This window comes from Ferrovibrio sp. GW821-FHT12E11 (assembly GCF_058806975.1).
Map to the genome: position 1 here is coordinate 356,728 of NZ_JBXAQG010000001.1, position 21,671 is coordinate 378,398.

Sequence of the window (21,671 nt, forward strand, 5' to 3'; positions counted from 1 at the left end):
GCTCACCCCAACCCAAAGGCCAGCTTGAGCGCCGTGCCCATTTCGGCAATCGCCTCGCCGGCCTGGGGCAGCACCTTGCCCAGCACCACGAAGCCGTGGATCTGGCCGGGGAACTCGCGGAACACCACCGGCACGCCGGCGGCCTTCAGCGCTTTCGCATAGGCCTCGCCCTCGTCGCGCAGCGGATCGTGGCCGGCGACCAGAACATAGGCCGGTGGCAGATGCGCCAGGCTCTTGGCGCGCAGCGGCGAGGCGCGCCAGTCGTCGCGGTCGGCGATGTCGCTCAGATACTGCTGCTGGAACCAGTCCATGCTGGCGCGCGTCAGCAGATGATCCTTGGCAAAGCGGTCATGCGAGCCGGTCTGCATATGCATGTCGGTGGCCGGATAGATCAGCAACTGGTAGGCGATCTTCGGCACATCGGCCTCGCCGGCCGCCGCCTTATCGCGCGCCAGCAGGCAGACCACGGCAGCGAGGTTGCCGCCGGCAGAATCGCCGCCGACCGCCAGTTTGCGCGGATCGATGCGCAGATGCTTGGCCTCGGTCGCCACCCAGGCAGCCACCGCATAGGCGTCGTCCACGGCAGCGGGGAATTTATGCTCCGGCCCCATGCGGTAATCGACCGAGACCACGGCGCAGCGCGTCTCGCTGGCCAGGCTGCGGCAGACCACGTCATGGGTGTCGAGATCGCCGATCACCCAGCCGCCGCCATGGTAGAAGACCAGCACCGGCAGCGCCTCTTTCTTGTCGGCGCCGGCCGGCCGGTAATAGCGCAGCGGGATCGGGCCATGCGGGCCGGGCGCGGCGATGTTGTCGACTTCCGACATCTCCGGCGGCTCGGGCGTCACCGCGGCGCGGGTCTCGCTGTACATCTTGCGCGCTTCCGGCGGCGTCAGCGTGGCCACATCGGGACGGCCGGCAAGCTTCACGGCATCGAGAAAATTCTTGGCTTCGGTATCGAGCATGGCGAGGCTGTTCTCTTTTGTTGTTCGTTAGACGCAACGCTGAATACGGCGGAAAACTCCCGCGCGGCGGATCAGCCCAGGGCCGGAAACAGGCCGCGCAGACCGCTGGCAAAGATTTGAACCGCTACTGCGGCGAGCAGCAAGCCGAAAATGCGGTTGAGGATGTTAATCCCGGTCTGGCCCAGGCGGTCGCCGATGGGACGGGCCAGCTGCAGCACCACCCAGATGCTGACACAGATCAGCGCCAGCACGGCCACGCTCAAGCTCTTGTGCTGCCAGCCGGCGCCGCGCTCCATATAGATGATGGTGGCCGACATCGAGCCCGGGCCAACCAGCAATGGCATGGCCAGCGGCACCACACCCACAGCCGCACGCTCGTCGCCAGACTTGCCCGTCGCCTCGGCATGCTCTTCCGGGGTCTGCTGCTGCGGGCTCATGCGCGCATTGATCATGCTGAGCGCCATCAGGAACAGCACGATGCCGCCGCCGACCTGGAAGGCCGGCAGGCTGGCGCCCAGAAGACGCAGGATCAGGTCGCCCGAGAAACCCGCCACCAACAGGATGACGAAGACCGCCAGCGCCGCCGTGCGCGCGGTGCTGCGCCGCTCTTCGCGCGAGCGGTCGCCGGTCAGCATCAGGAACAGCGGGATGGCCGCGAAAGGATCGAGGATCGAGAACAGCGTGACGGCAAAGCGGACATAGTCGAGAGGATCGAGCATGGCCGCTTTGCCTTACATCACGAAGGTTTCTTCTCGAGGTCGGGGGCGACCACGCGGATATGCAGCTCGCGCAACTGCTTCATCGTCGCTTCGCTCGGCGCCTGCATCATCAGATCCTGCGCCTGCTGGTTCATCGGGAACAGCACGATTTCGCGGATATTCGGCTCATCCGCCAGCAGCATGACGATGCGGTCGATGCCCGGCGCGATGCCGCCATGGGGCGGGGCGCCGTATTTGAACGCATTCAGCATGCCGCCGAACTTGTCCTCGACCACGTCGGGACCGTAACCAGCGATCTCGAAGGCCTTGTACATGATTTCGGGCTTGTGATTGCGGATCGCGCCCGACGACAGCTCCACGCCGTTGCAGACGATGTCGTACTGATAGGCGTTGATGGTCAGCGGGTCCTGCGTGTTCAGCGCCTCCAGGCCGCCCTGCGGCATCGAGAAGGGGTTGTGGCTGAAATCGACCTTCTTGTCGTCCTCGTTATACTCGAACATCGGGAAGTCGACGATCCAGCAGAACTTGAAGACGTTCTTCTCGCAGATATCCAGCTCGTCGCCGATGCGGATGCGGGCCTGGCCGGCCAGCTTGGCGGCCGGCAGTTCCTTGTCGCAGGCGAAGAAGATGGCATCGCCATCCTTCACGTTGCCGAGCTGCTTCAGCAGGGCGATGCGGTCGGCATCGAGGAACTTCGCGATCGGCCCCTTGGCCTCGCCGTTGTCGAGGATGATGTAACCCAGGCCGGCGGCGCCTTCCTGGCGCGCCCAGTCATTCATCTTGTCGAAGAAGCTGCGCGGACGGCCGGCCGCGCCCGGCGCCGGAATGGCGCGCACCACGGCGCCGTTCTCGATGTTGCGGGCAAAGACACCGAAGCCCGAACCGCGGAACACCTCGGTCACGTCGGCCAGGATGATCGGATTGCGCAGGTCCGGCTTGTCGGAGCCGTATTTCAGCATCGACTCCCGATACGGGATGCGCGGGAATTCCAGCGGACCGCAGTCGCGGCCGTTGGCGAATTCCTGGAACACGCCATGGATCACCGGGCCGACGGCGTTGAACACGTCATCCTGCTCGACGAAGCTCATCTCGACATCGAGCTGGTAGAACTCGCCCGGGCTGCGATCCTTGCGCGCATCTTCGTCGCGGAAGCAGGGCGCGATCTGGAAATAACGATCGAAGCCCGAGACCATGATGAGTTGCTTGAACTGCTGCGGCGCCTGCGGCAGGGCGTAGAACTTGCCCGGATGCATGCGGCTCGGCACCAGGAAGTCGCGCGCACCTTCCGGCGAACTGGCCGTCAGGATCGGGGTCTGGAACTCCATGAAGCCCTGATCGGTCATGCGGCGGCGGATCGAAGAGATTACCTTCGAGCGCAGGATGATGTTGTTGTGCAGCCGCTCGCGGCGCAGGTCGAGGAAGCGATACTTGAGGCGGATGTCTTCCGGATATTCCTGCTCGCCGAATACCGGCATCGGCAGGTCGGCCGCCTCGCCCAGGATTTCGATACTCGCCACCACCACTTCAACACTGCCGGTCGGCAGGTTCGGGTTCACGGTGTCACCGGTGCGGGCCACCACCTTGCCGGTGACGCTGACCACGTATTCCGAGCGCAGCGCTTCCATCTGCTTGAAGGCGTCCGAACCGCTCTGGGCGACGCACTGGGTAATGCCGTAATGGTCGCGCAGGTCGATGAACAGCAGGTTGCCGTGGTCGCGCTTGCGATGGACCCAGCCGGCAAGTTTCACTTCACTGCCGACCTGTTCGGGGCGGAGCTGACCACAGGTATGGGTACGGTAACGGGACATCGCCAAATCCGTCGAAAAGCTGAGGAAATCAAAGGGGGAACAGGCCCGGTTGGGGCCCGAAAGTCAAGACCGATCCGGCCGGAATTTCCGCATCCTGCCCGCAACCGGCCATTGGGCTGACGGCCCGGGCATGCTATCTGACCGGACATGCGTGCCGATCCCGCCCCGATTACCGCCACCGAAGACCTTGCCCGTTTCTGTGCCTCCCTGGCCACGACACCATACGTGACCGTGGACACCGAGTTCATGCGCGAGACCACCTACTGGCCCAAGGTCTGCCTGATCCAGCTGGCCGGACCCGACGAGGCGCGGGTGATCGACCCCCTGGCCGAGGGCCTGGACCTGGAGCCGCTGTTCGCGCTGCTGCGCAACAAGGCCGTGCTGAAGGTGTTTCACGCCGCCCGGCAGGATCTGGAAATCTTCACCAAGCTGATGGGCGAGGTCCCGGCCCCGCTGTTCGACAGCCAGGTCGCCGCCATGGTCTGCGGTTTCGGCGACCAGGTCAGCTATGAGCAACTGGTGGCCAAGCTGGCCGGCGCCCAGGTCGACAAGTCCTCGCGCTTCACCGACTGGGCGCGCCGGCCGCTGACCGAAAAGCAGGTCGTGTATGCCCTGGGCGACGTGACGCATCTGCGCAAGATCTACGAGAAGCTGAACGCCAAGCTGCAGAAATCCGGCCGGGTCGAATGGCTGGCCGACGAGATGGCGCTGCTGGCCGATCCCGCCACCTACGAGGTGGCGCCGGACAATGCCTGGAAGCGGCTCAAGCCACGCACCACCAAGAGTGAGTATCTCGCCGTGCTGCAGGCCGCCGCGGCCTGGCGCGAAGTGGAAGCGCGCAACCGCGATATCCCGCGCCAGCGCATCATCCGCGACGAAACCCTGATGGAAATCGCCGCCCATCCGCCGAAATCGGCCGACGACCTGGAGCGTATGCGCGGCCTGTCAAAGGGCTTTGCCGAGGGCAAGATGGGCACCGGCCTGCTGGCCGCGATTACCGCCAAACTGGCCAGCCCGAAGAACACCTGGCCGGTGCTGGAGCGCGAGCCGGAACTGCCGCGCGGCATCGGGCCCCTGGTCGAACTGCTGAAAGTGCTGCTCAAGCTGAAATGCGACGACCATGATGTCGCGCAGAAGCTGCTGGCCAATTCCTCCGACCTCGACAAGATCGCCGCCGATGACAATGCCGATGTTCCCGCCATGCGGGGCTGGCGCCGCGAGCTGTTCGGCAACGACGCCCTGCGGCTCAAGCATGGTGAGCTGGCGCTGGCGGCCGAAGGCACCCGCATCAAGCTGGTCGAACTGAAGTAATCGTCAGCGGGCTTTCAGGATCCGCACTTCGCCATTGCGGCCCAGCGCTTTCGCCAGGGCCTCCACGCGGCGCTGCACTGCCTCGCCATCCAGCACCGCATGCTGGGCCGGCAACTCCAGCACGATGCCGCTGCCGTTCGGACGCAGCTTGCACTCCGGCAGAATGCCCGGCACGCCGGCCGACAGGGTCTGCGCCAGACGCAGGGCGAGCCCGATGCGCTGGGCATATTCGATCTCTTCGGCATTCAGCAGCTGCCAGGCCGGCGCCGCCACCGGATCGCTGGCCGTGCCGGTGTAGCGCGTGAACACCGTCAGCGCCAGCAGGGCACGCTCGGCCTGGGTGATGGCGCCAAAGGGCGCATGCAGGATCACGCCCAGCGACTGCTCGCCGCGATAATCGGGATGCACGCGCCAGGCGGTGTCCGACAGCACGGCGGCAGCCATGCGGATGCGCTGGCGCGGCGGCTGGTCGCGGTCGAACAGCGGCGCGATGAAGCGGTCGAGTTCGGCGCCATGCTCGCCGAACCGGCCTTCACGGATCGCCATATGGGTGCAGAAGGCCAGCAGCGGGTCTTCGGCACGCTGGCGCTCGTTCAGCAAGGCGTAAGCAAGCCCCTCGCGCAGGCCGTTGGCCGAGAAGACCACATCCTTGGGTTCGAGGAATTTCAGCAGCCGGCGCATCACCAGCGCGGCCAGCGGCAGCACGTCCTGGCGCCGGCGCGGCACGCCTTCGACGCGGGCCAGCGATTCCTTGCTCTGCTTGGCGATCAGGCGGGTGAAGTCGGCGGCCTCGCTGCGGCCCAGCGTATACTGGTGGATGATATGCAGCGGGCTGTGCTTCTGCGCCATATGCACACGCGCGATAGCGCGCCACGAGCCGCCGACGGCATAGAGCGATTTGCCCTTCCACTTTTTCAGCCAGGGCACGCCGCCGATCTTCTCGTCGATATAGGCCTTCACGACGGGATAGGAATCCAGGTTGGCAATGCGCAGCGGGCCGAGCGGCAGGGTGATGCTGTCGCCCAGCCTGGTGCCGTCCAGCGCCACCAGTTCCAGGCTGCCGCCGCCCAGGTCGCCCATCACGCCGCAGGCATCGGGAATGCCCGACAGCACGCCGTAGGCCGAGAAGGTCGCCTCTTCCTGGCCGGTCAGCACGCTCACCGTCTCGCCGGTCTCGCGCTCGATCTGCTCGACGAAAGCGGCGCCATTGCTGGCATCGCGCACGGCCGCGGTGGCAACGATGCGCAAGGACCGCACATCCATGCGGCGCGCCAGCACGGCAAAGCGCCGGATCGCCAGCAGCGCCTGCTTGGCGCCCTCGCCGTCCAGCGCGCCGGTCTGGCTTAATCCACGGCCGAGGCCGCAGAGCACCTTTTCATTGAACATGGCGATCGGCGAGCGCAACGGCTCGCCGAACACCACCAGGCGTACGGAGTTGGAACCGACATCGATAACGCCGAAGGGCAGAGCCGACTGGGCGGAAACGGGTTTGGTCAGGGTCTGCGCAACGGCCACGCGGCTTTCCTACTGGTTTTTCCACTGCAGCCGCGGCAGGGCCCCGGCTTTCTTGAGCGCCTTGCCGCGACCGGACAGGCTGGGATTGGTCATGAAATAGGTATGGGCGCTGAACGCGTCCAAGTCGGACGACGCCCGCGAATAGGTGTCGTCGGCGCCCAGATACCAGCTCTGCGCCTGGTCCTTCAGGTTGGCGACCATGATCTGGTCCATGATCTGCTCATGCACGGTCGTGTTCTCGATCGGGATCAGCACTTCGACGCGACGGTCGAAATTGCGCGGCATCCAGTCGGCCGAGGAGATGAAGATTTTCGCTTCCGCCGACGGCAGGCCATGGCCGGCGCCGAAGCAGACGATACGCGAATGTTCGAGGAAGCGCCCGATCAGGCTTTTGACGCGGATATTCTCGCTCAGGCCCTTCACGCCCGGCCGCAGGCAGCAGATGCCGCGCACGATCAGGTCGATCTGCACGCCGGCCTGACTGGCCTGGTACAGCGCATCGATCACCACCGGATCGACCACGCTGTTCATCTTGGCCCAGATCGCCGCCGGCTTGCCGTTCTCGGCATGGCGGATTTCCTCGTTGATCAGCTCCAGCAGGCGCGGCCGCAGCGTATAGGGCGAGATCGCCACCTTCTTCAGGTTTTCCGGCGCCGCATAGCCGGTGAGGAAGTTGAACAGATAGGTGGCGTCATGCGCCAGGTCGCTGTCGTCGGTGAAATAGCTCAGATCGGTGTAAACGCGCGCCGTATAGGGGTGATAGTTGCCGGTGCCGAAATGCACATAGGTGTTGAGCTGGCCGCCCTCGCGGCGCACCACCAGCGAAATCTTGGCATGGGTCTTCAGCTCGATGAAGCCGTAGACCACCTGCACGCCGACACGTTCGAGATCGCGTGCCCATTTGATATTGGCCGCTTCGTCGAAGCGCGCCTTCAGCTCGACCAGCGCCGTCACCGACTTGCCGGCCTCGGCCGCCTCGATCAGCGCACGCACGATCGGGCTGTCGTCCGAGGTGCGGTACAGCGTCTGCTTGATCGCCACGACATTCGGATCAGCCGCCGCCTGGCGCAGGAACTGCACCACCACGTCGAAGCTTTCATAGGGATGGTGAACCACCAGATCCTTGTGGCGGATCGCGGCGAAGCAGTCGCCGCCGTAATCGCGGATGCGTTCGGGGAAGCGCGGATTGAAGGGCGGGAATTTCAGCTCCGGCAGATCGTCGACGATCAGCTTCTTGGTGTCGGCCAGACCCAGGATGCCATCGACGGCGATCACCGCCTCCGGATTGACTTCCAGTTCCTCGCAGACGAAACGGCGCAGGTCGTCGGGCATGCCGGCATTGATCTTCAGCCGGATCACGGTGCCGCGCCGGCGGCGCTTCAGCGCCGTTTCGAACAGGCGGACCAGATCTTCGGCTTCTTCCTCGATCTCGATATCGCTGTCACGCGTGATGCGGAACTGGCCGGCACCGAGGATTTCATAGCCGGGGAACAGCTTGTTGATGAACAGGCCGACCAGGTTTTCCAGCGACAGGAAGCGGATGCCATCGCCGGGCAACCGGGTGAAGCGGTCGACCTGGCTCGGCAGTGGCAGCAGCGCATTCAGGCTGCGACCGTCACGAACCCGTCGCATTTGCATCACCATCGCGAAACCGAGATTGGGGATAAACGGAAACGGATGAGCAGGATCGATGGCGAGCGGCGTGAGCACGGGGAAAACATGGCCGAGGAAATAATCCTCGAGCCAGCGCCGGTCTTCGGCTGTCAGCTGGTCGGGCTGCAGGACATGGATGCCGGCCTTGGCCAGTTCGTTGGTCAGCGACGACCAGCAGACCTGCTGCTTTTTCATCAGATCGGCGGCAGCCTCGTTGATCTGCGCCAGCTGCTGGGCCGGCGTCAGGCCTTCCTGGCTGGCATCCTCGATGCCGGCCTTGATCTGGCCGTGCAGGCCGGCGACGCGCACCATGAAGAATTCATCGAGATTGTTGGCCGAGATCGACAAAAAGCGCAGGCGTTCCAGCAACGGATAGCGCTTGTTGTTGGCCTCTTCCATGACGCGGAGATTGAAGGCCAGCCACGACAGCTCGCGGTTGATGAAGCGCTCGCGCGCGCTCAGCGTGATCGGCGGGCGGCCGGGCAGCGGCGCCGGGCCCGGATCAGGCGTCGGAACCGCCTCGATCACCGGTGCATCGGTCTTCAGAACCTTGAGATTGTCCGCCTTGCTGCGCATGTCGAATGCCTCTGTCGTTACCGGCGGCCTGCCCGGGGGATGAACCGGTCGACGCCTTCGGGTATAGGTCTAACCACCCTTTATGTCAAAGCAGCGACAGTCTGCCGCCCCGGCTTAAACAAAGGATAACTCCATGCTCCGCCTATGGCTTTTGCGCCACGCCAAGTCTGCCTGGGATGACCCGGACCTGGACGATTTCGCCCGGCCGCTCAGCCCCCGCGGCAAGAAGGCCTGCCGGGCGCTGGCCCGCCATATGGCCGAGCGGGCGATTCACCCGGACCTGGTGCTGTGTTCGCCGGCCACCCGCACCCGGCAGACCTGGGAGCGGCTGGAAAAGCGCCTGGCCGGCGACAAGCCGCCGAAGGTGCCGGGCGAAGCCCGGGTCCGCTTCGATGCCGGGCTGTACCTGGCCGAACCCCCGGCCCTGCTGGCCCTGGTGCGATCGACGCCGACGGCGGTGCATGAACTGATGCTGATCGGCCATAACCCGGGCCTGGAAGACTTCGCCCGCGACCTGACCGGCACCAGCGCCGGCGACGCCCTGGAGCGGCTGACCGACAAATACCCGACCGGCGGCCTGGCCGAACTGACCTTCAGCGCCAAAAGCTGGGGCCAGGTGGCGGGGAAAGGCGGATTCCTCGCCAGTTTCGTCGTGCCGGCCCAGCTTATGGATGACAGATCGAAGGATTAGCGGCGACGCCCCGGGCCGGATCGACCGGCGGGCCGGACCACCCGTCAATGAACGTGACGGGAACATTGGCCGTTTCGGGCCGGCCAGACATCTGGCATGCAACGGGGAGTTCGGACAGGATGCGCCGCCATGCTGCACCTGAACACCACCGTCCTGATTCTGACCGCCACCGTGATGCTGCAGGGTATGGTGTGGCTGCTGCTCTGGTTCACCCAGCGGCACATGTTCGAACTGCGCTTCGTCGCCGTCGGCTACCTGCTGTTCGCCATCGGCCTGCTGCTGCTGGCGATCCGCGGCAGCATCGATGTCCCCGTCGGCGTCTTCATCATCGCGCAGAACTACCTGACCCATATCGGCACCGTGCTGATCGCCCATGGCGTGGCGCGCTTCCTCGACCAGCGCGGCCAGCCATGGCTGATGTGGACCTGCGTGATCTTCGCCTTGGTGTTCTGGCCCGCCGCGCTGCTGATCGATCCGGCCAACATCGCCATCCGTGTCATCGTCAGCAACATCATCAGCAGCGCCATGCTGTTGTTCATGATCGCCACACTGGCGCGCGACCGCACACAGCCGCCCGTCTTGCGCTGGGCGCTGAGCCTGGTGTTCGTCAGCGACCTGATCGCGCTCGCGGTGCGCAGCGCCATTGCCTTCGAATACTGGTACAGCCCGGAGCAACTCGTCTCCGAGGTGACCCAGGCCTGGTATTTCTTCTTCCTGAACATCTTCATCACCAGCCTGTTCCTGATGCTGCTGCTGATGGTGGGTGTGCGGCTGTCGACCGGCATCCGGCAGAAGAACGAGGCGCTGCTGAAAGAGGTGACGCAGCGCCGCGAACTGCAGGACCAGCTTTCCTCCACCCTGGAAACCGAGAAAGCCCTGCGGCAGGAACAGCGCCAGCTGATGCGCATGGTGACCCATGAATTCCGCACACCGCTGGCGGTGGTGGATCGCGCCGCCGAAATGATCGGCGTGGTGCTGCCCGATCCACCGGAGCCGGTGACCAAGCGGCTGGGCAATATCCGTGAGGCCGTCAGCCGGCTGGTGCAGTTGATCGACCGCTTCCTGGATGCCGAGCGGCGGCAGCAGAATGTGGTGCAGCCGGAACGGATCGATATCCAGAACCTGATGGCCAGCGTGCAGCGCCATTTCGAGGGCATTGAAGCCGCCGGCCGGCTAAACTTCCGCATCGATGCGGGGCTGCCATTCTATCGCGGCGACCCGGATATGCTGACCACCGTGCTGATCAACCTGATCGACAACGCACTGAAATATGCGCCGGACGGCAGCCCGGTTGAAATCGCCGTGCGGAGCGAGAACAAGGCCATCATCCTGACGGTGAGCGACCAGGGCATCGGCATCCCCGAAGCCGAGATCGCCTCCATCGGGCGCCGCTTCTTCCGCGCCTCCAACACCATGCCGGCAACCGGCACCGGACTGGGCCTGCACAATGCCCGGCGCCTGCTGGACTATCATAACGGCCTGCTGTCCCTGCGCTCGGGACGCGGCGGCGGCACGGTTGCCACCATTCGACTGCCCCTGCCCGGCATGCCCGTGGACGGACTCAACGAGGAAGCATGACTGCGACACCCATCCTGGTCGTCGAAGACGAACCGTCGCTGCGCAACGATCTGGTCGAATATCTGGCCATGCGCGGCTTTGCTGTCCGTGGCGTCGGCACCGCGCAGGAACTGCGCCAGCAGCTCGACCTGCCGGAGCCGCCGGCCATCATCATCCTCGATATCGGCCTGCCCGATGGCAACGGCTTCGATCTTGCGGGCGAGATTCGCGGCAAGATCGACTGCGGCATCATCATGCTGACCGCGCTGGGCGAAAGCGAAGACCGCATCCGTGGCTTCGAGAGCGGCGCGGACATCTATCTGGTCAAGCATTCGTCGCTGCGCGAGATCGAGGCCACGGTGCAGAGCCTGCTGCGGCGCCTGCAGGATCCGCGCAGCAAGGCCGTCGGCCGCACGCCGGATCAGTGGCGGCTGCTGCGCTCGAACTGGCATCTGGTGGCGCCGAACCGCAGCGAGGTCAAACTGACTGCAACCGAACTGGCTTTCATCACGGCCTTGCTTGAAAAATCCGGCCAGCCCTGTTCGCGCGAAGATCTGGCGCAGATTCTGGCGCGGCCGAATGTGAACTGGGACAACCGGCACCTGGATGCGGTGGTCAACCGCCTGCGCCGCAAGATCAAGGACCACACCCAGATCGAAGCGCCGATCAAGATGATCTATGGCCGCGGCTATGCCTTCAGCGCGCCCGGCAGCATAGAGGCCTGAACCGCCCTACTTCGACTTTGAAGCCTGCGTGGCAGGCATCGCCTTGGCGATGCCGCTGGTGAAGCGATCCATGACGCTGCGATCGACCGCCTGCAGGAAATGGTGGTCGACATTCCAGGTCGGAAACCGTCGCATCAGGTCGGCATAGGCGGCTTCGGCTTCGGCCTGCCGCCCCAGTTGCGCCAGCGCCGCCACCCGCCAGGCAAAGACATCGGGGAGTTGCCCGTTGATGGCTGCCGCCCGCGCCAGATGCTGCTCGGCCTGCGCATAGTCGCCATTCAGCAGCCGCGCCATGCCGGCATAGAAATAGGCGCGGTCGAGTGCCCGCGAATAGGGGTTGAGGCGGATCGCCAGCTCGGCCTGCTGCATACCGCCCTGCACGTTGCCGGTCAGCAGATTGACATGGGCGATCTGCGCATGGGTGGCGCCGTCGCGCGGATCGATGGCCAGCGCCACCTGCCAGGCGGCCAGGGCGCGCGGATAGTCGCGGCGTGCCTTGTGTGCCAGGCCGACCGTGTAATGCAGCAGGATATGGCGGGGCAGCCGCGCCGCAGCCTGCTCCAGATAGGCGAGTGCCTGCCGCGTCTCCTCTTCCGGGCTTTGCGCGCGCGACCAACGATTGAGGATATTGATGGCCAGGCAATGGGCGAGACCCAGCTTGGCTGCCGCATCCTCGGGATTGGCGGCCAGCGCCTCGCCGAACAGACGCTGCGCTTCGGCCACATTCTCCCGCGTGACGCCGCCGCGAAAACTCTCCCAGCCCGCCTGCATCTGCGGCGACAGCGGCGGCAACGGACCAAGCCGCTGCTGCATCACGACCAGCAGCTCGGCATAAAGCCGTGTGGCGGCCTCGCCGGCCGCCGGTCCGTCGGCACGCGGCACCAGAATGCGGTCGGCCCACAGCGTCTGGCCGGCGACATTGTCGATCAGACGCAGGTTGATCGCCTGTCCTTCGGGCGCCGCATGCACGCCACCCTCCACCACGAAGGCCGCCATGCCGCGCTCGCGCGCCAGCGTCGTCACCGGCAGCATCGCCACCCGGGTTTTCAGATCGTCCCAGAAGGCTGCACTGTCGCCGGCCGCCGCGGCCACATGGAATGTGAATGGCGGCTTGGTCGATGGCACTGCTGCAACAACGGCCGCGGGTTCTGCCGGCGCACGCAGCAGCAGTATCCCGGCGCCCAGCACCATGACAGCCGCCGCCGCAGCCGCAATCCAGCGGTGCCGGCGCAACGGCACGGTCTCGGCCGTCACATCGATCGCCCGCGGCGTATCAGTCAGCATCGCCGTGGCGTCATCGCCCTCGCCGAGCCGACGGGCCAGCGCCTGGGTTTCGCTGGCCGGCGCCACCTGCAATTCCTGCTGCAGCAGTCCGGCGAACTGCTGATAGGCCTGCAGCGCCGCAGCCCGGCCGCGGAAGCGGGCGATCACATCCAGCTCCAGCCGTCTTGCGGCTTCGTTCAGCGGATCGAGGCCGACCAGCCGGTTCACCGCCAGCAGCGCCGCCGGTCCGTCGCCCGCTTGCAGCAACACATGCGCCTGCTGCATCAGCAGGGCCACCATGCGCAGCCGCCAGGTCTCGCGTAGGCCACGCAGCCAGTCTTCGTAATCGGGCGAGGGAATATCCAGGCCCGCCAGGAAGTCGCCGCGCCACAGGCCCGCCGCCTGTTCCAGCAGTGCGCGATCGGCCGTCGCCGCGGCGGCATCGAAGACGGCGATATCGGTGGTGAAGGCGCCGGGATCCAGACGCACCTCGGCGCGATCGACCACCAGCAGGCCGGGCGCGGCATCGCCGAGGCTGCGGCGCAGCGCCATCAGGGTCTGCCGCAGGCTCTGGCGCGCCTGCTCGTCGAAACGCTCGCCCCACAGCAGGCTGGCCAGTCTTTCGCGGGAGGCGCGATGGTCCGGTACGGCGGCCAGATAGGCCAGCAGGGCCTGGTTCTTGCGGCCCAATCCTTCCGCAATATTTTGGCCTTCCGCGATCAGGCGGAACGGACCCAGCAGCTCGATCCGGGCGGATCCGCCTTCCGGCCCGGCGCCTGCGCCGGCCTCCCTGATCGCGACATATGACACGACAGCCTCGACTCCCCGTTCCGGGTAGCGATTCTAGCCAAGGTCGAGCCCCCGGCAAAGCCGCTTACCCTGCGTGGCAACCCGGGGGCAGGATTTCACGATCATTTCACGATGGGAATGGCCGTTTTCTGACGCAGGCTTGACGGCTGGCCTGCTGCTCTGGGGCCATGACCCTGCGCCATGCCCTGCTCCTGCTGCTCGCCACCGTCTCTCTCGCCGGCTGTCCCGCCGGGGCCAGCCCGGACGATGTCCGCGATCATCTGCTGTGGTTCCTGCCCCCAGGGCATCAGCCAGCGCCGCTGGTGATCCTGCTGGAAGGCAATGGCGGCAGTTCGCTGACCCATCGCAATCCCTGGATCGGCTGGTTCCTGGAACGCGGCATCGCGGTGGCGCAGCCGCGCAGCGCCGCCCTGCGCGGCCGCCATGACTGGCTCAATGCCGGCTGCACGCTGTCTTATGCCATCGACGCCCGCGAAGCCCTCGATGCCGCGCGGCGCGAGCAGCCACGCATCGACACGACCCGTTTCGCCATCATGGGCTCGGGGCGCGGCGGCACCGAGGCACTGAACAGCGCCAGCTATTTCGGCCGCGAGGGAACGGCGATGCCGGCGGCGGTCTTCGCCTTCGCGCCCGGCTGCGCCGGCTGGTGCCCGGTGGATTACGCCACCGCCGGCCCGACCCAAGTGCATATCTTCTACGGGCTGCTGGATGCCTGGGGCCGGCACCGCGACACCTATGGCCGCTGCCGCCAGCAGGCCGGCGGCAGTATCAGCTTTCACAGCATGACCGAGGCCGGCTATGGCTTCGAGGGTCGCAGCAGCGCGGTCCATGTGATCGACGGCATTACCCTGCGCCAGCAGCCCAATGCCATCGCCACCGAGATCGCCCGCAGCATCGTCTGGCAGACCCTGGCGCTCGCCTGGCAGATCGACAATTGAATCCGGTCGCCTATACTGGCGGCATGGCCCCAGAGAAGCCAGGTAACGTGATCAACCTGAACAAGGCGCGCAAGGCGCTGACCCGCCAGCAGCAGAAGGCGCAGGCGGCGGCGAACCGCGTCACCTTCGGCACCAGCAAGCAGGCGCGCGGCGAGGCCCGCAAGGATGCCGAGCGCAGCGCCAAGAATCTCGACGCCAAGAAGATCGAAGACTAGGCCGCGCTCTCGTCGAGCAGCCGGCGCGCCAGCGCCACGGTGACCGGGCGGTTCTCGGCCAGCGCCGCCGCATCCAGCGCCGCGGCCCAGTGGCGGGCGGCATGGAACGAGCGCTCGATGCGCGGCACCAGATAGCTCACCAGCCCCTCGCCGACCTGAAGCTGTTTGTCCGCAAACAGCTTCACGAGCACGGCGGCCAGCAGCGCGTCGTCGGGCTCGTCGATGCCCTCCGACGGCATTGCCTTCAGTCGCGACATCAAATCAGGCAGAGTGAACGGCCACAGCGCCGGCGCACGCGCGCCGGTCAGCAGCAGGGCATGCCCGCGTTCGCGCATCAGGTTGATGAGGTGGAACAGCGCCGCCGGATCGGCCACGCGGTCGGCGTCATCCAGCGCCAGCGGCTGCTGCGCCAGCGCATCGACAGCCACCGTGGTGAGGTCGTCATGCTCGGCCAACCGCGCACCGGACAGGCTCGCCCAGACATGCGCCAGATGCGTCTTGCCGCTGCCGGGCGGACCATGCAGCACCAGGCTGGAGAACGGCCGCTCGATGGCGCCGAGCGCGGCTTCGTTGCCGGGCGCGACAAGGAAATCCTCGCGCGCCCATGAAGTCGGCAGGGCAAGACCGAGGGGAAGCTGCGGATGCGTCATCGGAAACTTACTCGTCGGCCGGCGTCTCCGGCGCACCGGGCCGGTAGAGATAGCTCTCGCGGTAGCGGTCGAGCGCGAAACGCACCAGCACGCCGATCACCGCGAAGATCGGCACTGCCAGCAGGATGCCGACGAAGCCGAACAGGCTGCCGCCGGCCAGCAGCGCGAAGATGATCCACACCGGATGCAGGCCGACGCGGTCGCCGATCAGCACCGGATGCAGGACATTGCCCTCGATCACCTGGCCGATGATGAAAATGCCGGCGACGATGCCGACCCAGAGGAAGTCGGGCGAGAACTGCGCCAGCGCCACGCCGACACTGACGACAAAGCCGAGCGTGGTGCCGACATAGGGGATGAAGGAGATCATGCCGGCGGTCACGCCGATGAACAGGCCGAACTGCAATCCGACGGCGGTAAGCCCGATGCCGTAGAAGGCGGCGAGGCTGAGGCAGACCAGCAGCTGGCCGCGCACGAAGCCGGCCAGCACGCGGTCGATCTCGCGCGCCTGCTGGCGGATGGTGTCGGCATGGTCGAGCGGCAGGTAGCTGTTGATGCGGGCGACCATCTCGTCCCAGTCGCGCAGCAGGTAGAAGCCGACCACCGGCGTGATGACCAGCAGCGAGATGATGTTGAAGATCGCCTGGCCACCGCCGAGCAGGCTGGTCAGCACACCGCCGACCACCTTCATCACCTGTTCGCTATGGCCGCCGAGCGCCTGTTTCGGATCGCCGTTCAGATCGAAGCCGAAGCGTTCGGCCAAGCCCTGCACATAGGGCAGCACGCGCTCCTGGAAATACAGGATGTATTCCGGCACATGGTCCATGAATTTGGCGAACTGCGTCGAGACCACCGGCACCAGCAGCACGATCACGATGATCGAGGCGACGAAGAACAGCCCGATGATCAGCAGGGTGGCGAGCCAGCGCTTCACCCCGCGGCGCTCCATCCAGTCGGCGGCCGGATCGAGGAAATAGGCCAGCGCCATGCCGGCCACGAACGGCAGCAGCATGTCGCGCAGGATGATCAGCAGCGCGATGGCGCCGACCAGCAGGCAAATCCAGGCGATGATCTGCTGGCGGCGGGTCACTTGCGGCTCTGCATCTGCCAGAAGCCGTCGCGCTGCTGCAGCGAGACGTCGCGCTGGGCCAGCGCGGTGGAGAGCTGTTCGGTCTCGCCATAATACTCCAGCAGCAGCTGGGCATCGCGATGCGACAGCCGCAGCACATCCACCTTGCGCACGATCGGCATGGCGCTGAGCGCGGTGCGCAGCTTGTTCCATTCGGCCAGGCTCTGGAAGCCGGCGGCGACGCTGATCTGGCCCTGCTTCTCCAGATCGATCACGCTGCCCTGCTTCCAGCGGCTTTCGATGCGGCGCGCCATCTCGATGGCGCCCGACAGCAGGGCTTCTTCCTGGGTGCCGCCGGTGGCGGTAAAGGGCTCCAGCCCGTCGAGGAACAGGCCCGGCCCCTGATGCTGCACGGCGATGTCGATGCGCACGGCGCCGGGATCGGCCTGCTGCAAGGTGGCGACCACGGCCAGCGCATCTTCCAGACCGGCGCGGCGCGCCATGGCTTTCAGGTCATCGGCATTGCCGAGCAGGCGTTCGAGCGACGGACCGCTGTCCGCAGCAGCCGCGATCTGCAGCGGCACCAGGCCGCCCTGCGGATCGGGACGCTGGAGCCACGCGGCGCGCCAGGGATTGTCGGCCTCCCACAGCTTTGCACCGCCCGCCGACTGCCAGGCCGGCACCAGCAGCACCGGCCGGCTCATCGTCTCTGCATAGGCCAGCTTGTTATCCTGCAGCAGCCGGCGGATCGCCTCGGCGCGGAAGGTGACGCTGATCTTGCCGATATAACGGGTGGCGGAAGCGCGTTCCTCGTCGATGCCGAAACCGGCGATCACATCGTTCAGCAAAGCCTCGGACGGGCGCGGAAGACGCCCGTGATCCTCGGGCTGGGTCAGGCGGCGCAGCAGCGTGGTGAAGGCGCGGCGCTCGCCGTCTGCGATGGCGAGCGGCCGGGCGGCGGCGGCGCTGTCGGCCGAGGCATCGACCGCCACATCTGACACCGTGAAGGGATCAGGGCGCGCGCCCCCCGGAGTCCGCGGCTGGGCCAGGCCCGGCAGGCTTGCAGCCAGAGCCAGAACGAAGGCGAATATCGCGTAAAAACAGGCTCTTAGCATGGGTGAGGCAAGCATTGCAAAGACAGGGGGAATAAGTATGGTGCCAGCATTATTCAGCGCCGCTCAATCTACCCGCCGTGGAGGCCATCATCAACACGTCGCCGCTTTATAAAGCCGCCGGTGTCGATATCGATGCCGGGGAAGCCCTGGTCGATGCGATCAAGCCGCTGGCCGCCTCCACCCGTCGCAAGGGCGCCGATGCCTCGCTCGGCGGCTTCGGCGCGCTGTTCGACCTCAAGGCCGCGGGTTTCACCGATCCGATCTTGGTCTCGTCCACGGACGGCGTCGGCACCAAGCTGAAGATCGCCATCGAGACCGGCCGCCATGACGGCGTCGGCATCGACCTGGTGGCCATGGTGGTCAACGACATCCTGGTCCAGGGCGCCGAGCCGCTGTTCTTCCTCGACTATTACGCCACCGGCAAGCTCGAAGTCGAGGTCGCCACCAAGGTGGTGGCCGGCATTGCCGAGGGCTGCCGCCAGGCCGGCTGCGCGCTCACCGGCGGCGAGACCGCCGAAATGCCCGGCATGTATGCCGCCAAGGATTACGACCTCGCCGGCTTCGCCGTCGGCGCCGCCGAGCGCGGCCGCCTGCTGCCACAGAATGTAAAGCCGGGCGACGTGCTGCTTGGCCTCGCGTCGTCGGGCGTGCATTCGAACGGCTTTTCGCTGGTCCGCAAGGTGATTGCCGATAACGGCCTCTCGTTCGAGAGCCCTGCCCCCTTCGAGCCGTCGAAGCCGCTGGCGGAAATCCTCATGGTCCCAACGCGCATCTATGTGAAAAGTTGCATGCCGCTGGTGCGCGAGGGCCTGATCAAGGCGATGGCGCATATCACCGGCGGCGGCCTGGTCGATAATATCCCGCGCGTGCTGCCCGATGGCACCGACGCCATCGTGGACGCCACCGGCTGGACCCTGCCGCCGGTGTTCAGGTGGCTGAAGGCCGCCGGCCAGATCGACGACGCCGAGATGGCGCGTGCCTTCAACTGCGGCATCGGCCTGGTCGTCGTCGTGGCCAAGGAAAAGGCCGAGACCGTGATCCAGAAGCTGAAGACGGCCGGCGAGACCGTCTCCCGCCTGGGCGTGATCGAGGCCCAGCAGGACAGCGCCGCCGAGCCGATGGTCAGCATGCGCAACTGCGACACGGCCTGGAACTGATCCTATGACGGCGGCGAAGCGCCCCGAGCGCAAGGCCGTCGCCGTGCTGATCTCCGGGCGCGGCAGCAACCTGCGCGCGCTTGCGGACGCCGCGAAAGATCCCGCCTATCCCGCCCGCATCGCCCTGGTACTGAGCAATCGCGCCGATGCCGAGGGGCTGACGGTGGCGCGCGACTTCGGCCTCGAGACCGCCGTCATCGAGAGCAAGGGCAAAACGCGCGAGGCCTTCGACGCCGAGATGGATGCGTTGCTGCGCAGCAAAAGCATCGAACTGATCTGCCTCGCCGGCTTCATGCGCATCCTGACCGATCAGTTCGTGCAGGGCTGGTTGGGCCGCATGATCAACATCCATCCCTCGCTGCTGCCGGCCTTCAAGGGCGTGCGCGTGCATGAACAGGCGCTGGCCGCCGGCGTGAAGATCAGCGGCTGCACCGTGCATTTCGTCATTCCGGCGCTGGATGACGGCCCGATCATTGCCCAGGCCGCCGTGCCGGTACCGCCGGATGCGACGCCGGAGGCTTTAGCCGAAGCCGTGCTGGCGCAGGAGCATGTGATCTATCCGCAGGCGCTGAAGCTGCTGGCGGAAGGGCGGCTAAAGATTGAGGGGGAGGTTGTTCGAGTGAATGATTAGGCGCGACAGACTGCGTCCAACCCAAACCTGTGTAACAAAAGCGAGTGCTATAGGATTTTGGGAGAATTAGCCTTATATGCCTCGTACAAAAACACTCCCAACGCAACAGCCATCCCCACCGCTAGTCGAGCCACTTCAGAACGCGGTGTTGGAGCTGTAGGCTCCGGGCCATGCCCGGTTCCAACTTGCCCTCGAAGTTCGGCTATTCCCTGCGTAATCGTAGCCAGACTACTTAGCGTGCGTTTTAGCGTGTCCTCGGTTTCACGGGCGATGTCCAATCCTAGTTTGGCCCGCGTCAGATGCACGAGTTTAGGGAGATCCTCTTTGCCCGTAACCTCTTCACCGCTCCTTCTGAGTATACCTTTACAAATTGTCTCAACGAACTCTTTTGCTGAGCCAATAGCTAGCGCGGGATCATTTTGAATCGCCGCCTCCATTCTCGTAATTTGCGAGGATATAATATGTGATCCAAAATCGTCCGCCACTTGCCGCGCGACATCTGTACGCCCACCAACCGCGTCGATTAGAGGGCGTCCGATAAAAACCGGCTTCCCGGACATGAACGTGCCGGGCACAACTTCGTACCCGTCCACCACTAGATGTTTATTAAAGATAGAAACGAGATGGTTAATCTCGACATCATCACTGCGAACTATCGGATGAACCATTTCGCAAAGAAACTGTAAGAAAATTTCATCTGGGCATCTCATTAAATTGAGGCGCACATCATCAAAAACCCAATCATGCGTCCAGTCACACTTGCCCCACGTCACTCGATGGCGATGAATATCATTCGCCATATTTTTACAGCGATGGTCGTTTGACGGCATTGATTCGAGGTCAAAAATACGTGACAGGAAATCATCCTCGTCGAGCCGTCCAGCCCACTCGACGCTCGACAGACGAAATTCATCAAAGAGATTTCGCCGAGTAAGAGTTGTGATCTGGTTCTGTACCATCGCCACTTTTTCTATACGTTTAGAGCGCTATCCGCCTCAACTTTCACAAGAGATGCGTTAAGTATTCCAACTCCCGGGCGTACTTGACCTGAGATTCATTCACCTGGAGCCGCGTGCCGTTGACCGTATGGAATTGGCCAACCTTCAGCTTCGGAATGGGGATCGACTTGGCACCGCTAATACGACCCGCCGATACAAAATCGTCGGTGAGTGCGAAGGCATCAGCGGGATCGTCAAAATCAAAGAGGTCGGGATATTTCGCAGCCTCTTCGTAAGCACGCTCAATATACGACTGAGACGCGCGATCCTTAACGCCAAGCTGATTGCTTCGCGCACCGACCATGGTCATGACGATAGCTGCCACCTTGGGCTTGTTGATTCCGCCGGCGCGGTCGGCCCAAATATTAAAATCACTGCTCGGATTGGCAATCATATCCAACGTGAGGGCGAGGGATTCGATGGAATGCTCATCGACCCGGACCGGGATAATGATTGCGTCGCTAGCGCACCACGCAAGATGGGTCGCGCCAGCATAGAACGGACTGCAGTCGAGAAGTGCGAGCCTGCACCCCTTTGCCTTTTTCTCATCATTGATGATGGATCGGAGGCTCAGCAAGATATTCTTAAGTGCGTTGGTGTTGTTCTGAGCCATAGCCTGCTGTAGCTGCTGATACAGCGATGAGGGAAAGGCAAACAGCCCTTTATCACCTGGAATAAAAAAGCTCTTTTTACCGCCAGCCTTGAATTCATCGTTCACGTGGCTGAGCTGGTAGGAAATATCGTCAGGGACGTCGCCAAACGCAGGGCCCAAGACTTTCGGCCCAAGTGCATCGCCGATGGTCACCTCCGCGTGGGAATTCTTCATGATCGATTCAGTCAGGTTCCTTTGCGGGCAAAGGTCCGCAATGAGCGTGTGCTCGTAGCGGGAGAACATGTAGGCGAGATTGAAGGAAATTGTGGACTTGCCGATCCCGCCACGCAGGTTCGACACACAATAGTTTTTATATGAGAACGCAATATTGAGCGCTTCGCTGTCCTCAATGGACTTGTTGTGGTTCTCAATGATCCGCTTCAAACCAGTGGACATATCGTGCCTCCGTGATTGCAGGTCGATCATAAATCTGCAGGTGCTGCAGGTCAACACAAAAACTGCAGGTTAATACGTTATGCGCAGGTTTTGCAACCTGATAGGAATTAATTGACTTTTTCTAATATTTTTGTATTTTCTTTGTACTTGTTTAACTCAGCAAACAAGCGACCCTTCTGTTTGACATCGTGAATATGTCGATATGCAACTGCGCCTGACCCAAGGCGCAGGCTTTTGTGTTGTCCGGGGCTCCGCCG

Annotated in this window: 19 protein-coding genes; 8 read left to right on the forward strand and 11 right to left on the reverse strand. The window is 64.4% G+C overall.

Annotated elements, in window-relative coordinates; translation table 11 throughout:
• Positions 1-2 precede the first annotated feature (2 nt).
• From lipP1 to aspS, 3 genes are all read right to left on the reverse strand, one after another.
• Positions 3-965, reverse strand: coding sequence for a LipP1 family hormone-sensitive lipase (gene lipP1, locus AC1ROT_RS01835; protein ID WP_492970438.1), 963 nt, complete (start codon positions 963-965; stop codon positions 3-5).
• 71 nt (positions 966-1,036) lie between these two features.
• Complete coding sequence (locus AC1ROT_RS01840; RefSeq protein WP_492970437.1) at positions 1,037-1,684, reverse strand: MarC family protein; 648 nt, start codon at positions 1,682-1,684, stop codon at positions 1,037-1,039.
• 17 nt (positions 1,685-1,701) lie between these two features.
• Positions 1,702-3,492, reverse strand: coding sequence for an aspartate--tRNA ligase (gene aspS, locus AC1ROT_RS01845; protein WP_492970436.1), 1,791 nt, complete (start codon positions 3,490-3,492; stop codon positions 1,702-1,704).
• A gap of 147 nt (positions 3,493-3,639) precedes the next feature.
• Between aspS and rnd the strand changes: the two genes are divergently transcribed.
• Positions 3,640-4,803, forward strand: coding sequence for a ribonuclease D (gene rnd, locus AC1ROT_RS01850; RefSeq protein WP_492997031.1), 1,164 nt, complete (start codon positions 3,640-3,642; stop codon positions 4,801-4,803).
• A gap of 3 nt (positions 4,804-4,806) precedes the next feature.
• On the opposite strand, the gene AC1ROT_RS01855 is transcribed toward rnd, so the two are convergent.
• Both AC1ROT_RS01855 and AC1ROT_RS01860 read right to left on the reverse strand, forming a co-directional pair.
• Positions 4,807-6,318, reverse strand: coding sequence for a Ppx/GppA phosphatase family protein (locus AC1ROT_RS01855; protein ID WP_492997032.1), 1,512 nt, complete (start codon positions 6,316-6,318; stop codon positions 4,807-4,809).
• Positions 6,319-6,327: 9 nt separating this feature from the next.
• Positions 6,328-8,547 (reverse strand): RNA degradosome polyphosphate kinase, encoded by a 2,220-nt coding sequence (locus tag AC1ROT_RS01860; protein ID WP_492997033.1) that lies wholly within the window; start codon positions 8,545-8,547, stop codon positions 6,328-6,330.
• 133 nt (positions 8,548-8,680) lie between these two features.
• On the opposite strand from AC1ROT_RS01860, the gene AC1ROT_RS01865 reads away from it, so the two are divergent.
• The 3 genes from AC1ROT_RS01865 (at position 8,681) to AC1ROT_RS01875 (ending at position 11,520) form a co-directional block, all read left to right on the forward strand.
• Positions 8,681-9,238 (forward strand): SixA phosphatase family protein, encoded by a 558-nt coding sequence (locus AC1ROT_RS01865; protein WP_492997034.1) that lies wholly within the window; start codon positions 8,681-8,683, stop codon positions 9,236-9,238.
• 129 nt (positions 9,239-9,367) lie between these two features.
• Entirely contained in the window at positions 9,368-10,816 is a 1,449-nt protein-coding gene (locus AC1ROT_RS01870) for a sensor histidine kinase (protein ID WP_492970431.1), read from the forward strand.
• On the forward strand, positions 10,813-11,520 hold the full coding sequence (locus AC1ROT_RS01875; RefSeq protein ID WP_492970430.1) for a response regulator transcription factor: 708 nt from the start codon (positions 10,813-10,815) through the stop codon (positions 11,518-11,520). Before AC1ROT_RS01870 ends, AC1ROT_RS01875 begins: the two co-directional genes overlap by 4 nt.
• Positions 11,521-11,526: 6 nt before the next feature.
• On the opposite strand, the gene AC1ROT_RS01880 is transcribed toward AC1ROT_RS01875, so the two are convergent.
• Entirely contained in the window at positions 11,527-13,593 is a 2,067-nt protein-coding gene (locus AC1ROT_RS01880) for an AfsR/SARP family transcriptional regulator (RefSeq protein ID WP_492970429.1), read from the reverse strand.
• A gap of 167 nt (positions 13,594-13,760) precedes the next feature.
• Here AC1ROT_RS01880 and AC1ROT_RS01885 point away from each other — a divergent pair, with 167 nt between their 5' ends.
• Positions 13,761-14,531, forward strand: a complete 771-nt coding sequence (locus AC1ROT_RS01885) for an alpha/beta hydrolase family protein (RefSeq protein WP_492997035.1) — start codon at positions 13,761-13,763, stop codon at positions 14,529-14,531.
• A 23-nt stretch (positions 14,532-14,554) separates the two neighbouring features.
• Positions 14,555-14,746 carry a DUF4169 family protein gene (locus AC1ROT_RS01890; protein WP_492997036.1) on the forward strand — a complete coding sequence of 64 codons (192 nt, stop codon included), beginning with the start codon at positions 14,555-14,557 and terminating at the stop codon, positions 14,744-14,746.
• Here the strand turns inward: AC1ROT_RS01890 and AC1ROT_RS01895 are convergent.
• The 3 genes from AC1ROT_RS01895 to AC1ROT_RS01905 are packed head-to-tail and all read right to left on the reverse strand — an operon-like array spanning position 14,743 to position 17,466.
• A complete protein-coding gene (locus tag AC1ROT_RS01895; RefSeq protein WP_492997037.1) occupies positions 14,743-15,396 on the reverse strand; it encodes a P-loop NTPase family protein in 654 nt (217 codons plus the stop codon). The genes AC1ROT_RS01890 and AC1ROT_RS01895 overlap by 4 nt on opposite strands.
• Before the next feature lie 7 nt (positions 15,397-15,403).
• Positions 15,404-16,486, reverse strand: a complete 1,083-nt coding sequence (locus AC1ROT_RS01900; RefSeq protein ID WP_492970425.1) for an AI-2E family transporter — start codon at positions 16,484-16,486, stop codon at positions 15,404-15,406.
• Entirely contained in the window at positions 16,483-17,466 is a 984-nt protein-coding gene (locus AC1ROT_RS01905; RefSeq protein WP_492997038.1) for a hypothetical protein, read from the reverse strand. The genes AC1ROT_RS01900 and AC1ROT_RS01905 overlap by 4 nt, the downstream gene beginning before the upstream one ends.
• 191 nt (positions 17,467-17,657) lie before the next feature.
• On the opposite strand from AC1ROT_RS01905, the gene purM reads away from it, so the two are divergent.
• The gene (purM, locus tag AC1ROT_RS01910) at positions 17,658-18,737 is read left to right on the forward strand and encodes a phosphoribosylformylglycinamidine cyclo-ligase (RefSeq protein ID WP_492997039.1); all 1,080 of its coding nucleotides are present in this window, start codon (positions 17,658-17,660) and stop codon (positions 18,735-18,737) included.
• Positions 18,738-18,741: 4 nt separating this feature from the next.
• Complete coding sequence (gene purN / locus AC1ROT_RS01915; RefSeq protein ID WP_492997040.1) at positions 18,742-19,368, forward strand: phosphoribosylglycinamide formyltransferase; 627 nt, start codon at positions 18,742-18,744, stop codon at positions 19,366-19,368.
• Positions 19,369-19,415: 47 nt separating this feature from the next.
• On the opposite strand, the gene AC1ROT_RS01920 is transcribed toward purN, so the two are convergent.
• Both AC1ROT_RS01920 and AC1ROT_RS01925 read right to left on the reverse strand, forming a co-directional pair.
• Positions 19,416-20,327, reverse strand: coding sequence for an abortive infection family protein (locus AC1ROT_RS01920; RefSeq protein ID WP_492997041.1), 912 nt, complete (start codon positions 20,325-20,327; stop codon positions 19,416-19,418).
• A gap of 43 nt (positions 20,328-20,370) precedes the next feature.
• Positions 20,371-21,414, reverse strand: coding sequence for a ParA family protein (locus tag AC1ROT_RS01925; RefSeq protein ID WP_492997042.1), 1,044 nt, complete (start codon positions 21,412-21,414; stop codon positions 20,371-20,373).
• Between the last annotated feature and the right edge of the window lie 257 nt (positions 21,415-21,671).

What these genes read in the sequence shown, in the direction of transcription:
- rnd (WP_492997031.1), top strand. Translation starts at nt 3,640, where the DNA reads ATGCGTGCCGATCCCGCCCCGATTACCGCCACCGAAGACCTTGCCCGT.
- AC1ROT_RS01840 (WP_492970437.1), bottom strand. Translation starts at nt 1,684, where the DNA reads ATGCTCGATCCTCTCGACTATGTCCGCTTTGCCGTCACGCTGTTCTCG.
- AC1ROT_RS01920 (WP_492997041.1), bottom strand. Translation starts at nt 20,327, where the DNA reads ATGGTACAGAACCAGATCACAACTCTTACTCGGCGAAATCTCTTTGAT.
- lipP1 (WP_492970438.1), bottom strand. Translation starts at nt 965, where the DNA reads ATGCTCGATACCGAAGCCAAGAATTTTCTCGATGCCGTGAAGCTTGCC.
- purN (WP_492997040.1), top strand. Translation starts at nt 18,742, where the DNA reads ATGACGGCGGCGAAGCGCCCCGAGCGCAAGGCCGTCGCCGTGCTGATC.
- AC1ROT_RS01885 (WP_492997035.1), top strand. Translation starts at nt 13,761, where the DNA reads ATGACCCTGCGCCATGCCCTGCTCCTGCTGCTCGCCACCGTCTCTCTC.
- AC1ROT_RS01860 (WP_492997033.1), bottom strand. Translation starts at nt 8,547, where the DNA reads ATGCGCAGCAAGGCGGACAATCTCAAGGTTCTGAAGACCGATGCACCG.
- AC1ROT_RS01895 (WP_492997037.1), bottom strand. Translation starts at nt 15,396, where the DNA reads ATGACGCATCCGCAGCTTCCCCTCGGTCTTGCCCTGCCGACTTCATGG.
- AC1ROT_RS01870 (WP_492970431.1), top strand. Translation starts at nt 9,368, where the DNA reads ATGCTGCACCTGAACACCACCGTCCTGATTCTGACCGCCACCGTGATG.
- AC1ROT_RS01865 (WP_492997034.1), top strand. Translation starts at nt 8,681, where the DNA reads ATGCTCCGCCTATGGCTTTTGCGCCACGCCAAGTCTGCCTGGGATGAC.
- AC1ROT_RS01890 (WP_492997036.1), top strand. Translation starts at nt 14,555, where the DNA reads ATGGCCCCAGAGAAGCCAGGTAACGTGATCAACCTGAACAAGGCGCGC.
- AC1ROT_RS01875 (WP_492970430.1), top strand. Translation starts at nt 10,813, where the DNA reads ATGACTGCGACACCCATCCTGGTCGTCGAAGACGAACCGTCGCTGCGC.
- aspS (WP_492970436.1), bottom strand. Translation starts at nt 3,492, where the DNA reads ATGTCCCGTTACCGTACCCATACCTGTGGTCAGCTCCGCCCCGAACAG.
- AC1ROT_RS01925 (WP_492997042.1), bottom strand. Translation starts at nt 21,414, where the DNA reads ATGTCCACTGGTTTGAAGCGGATCATTGAGAACCACAACAAGTCCATT.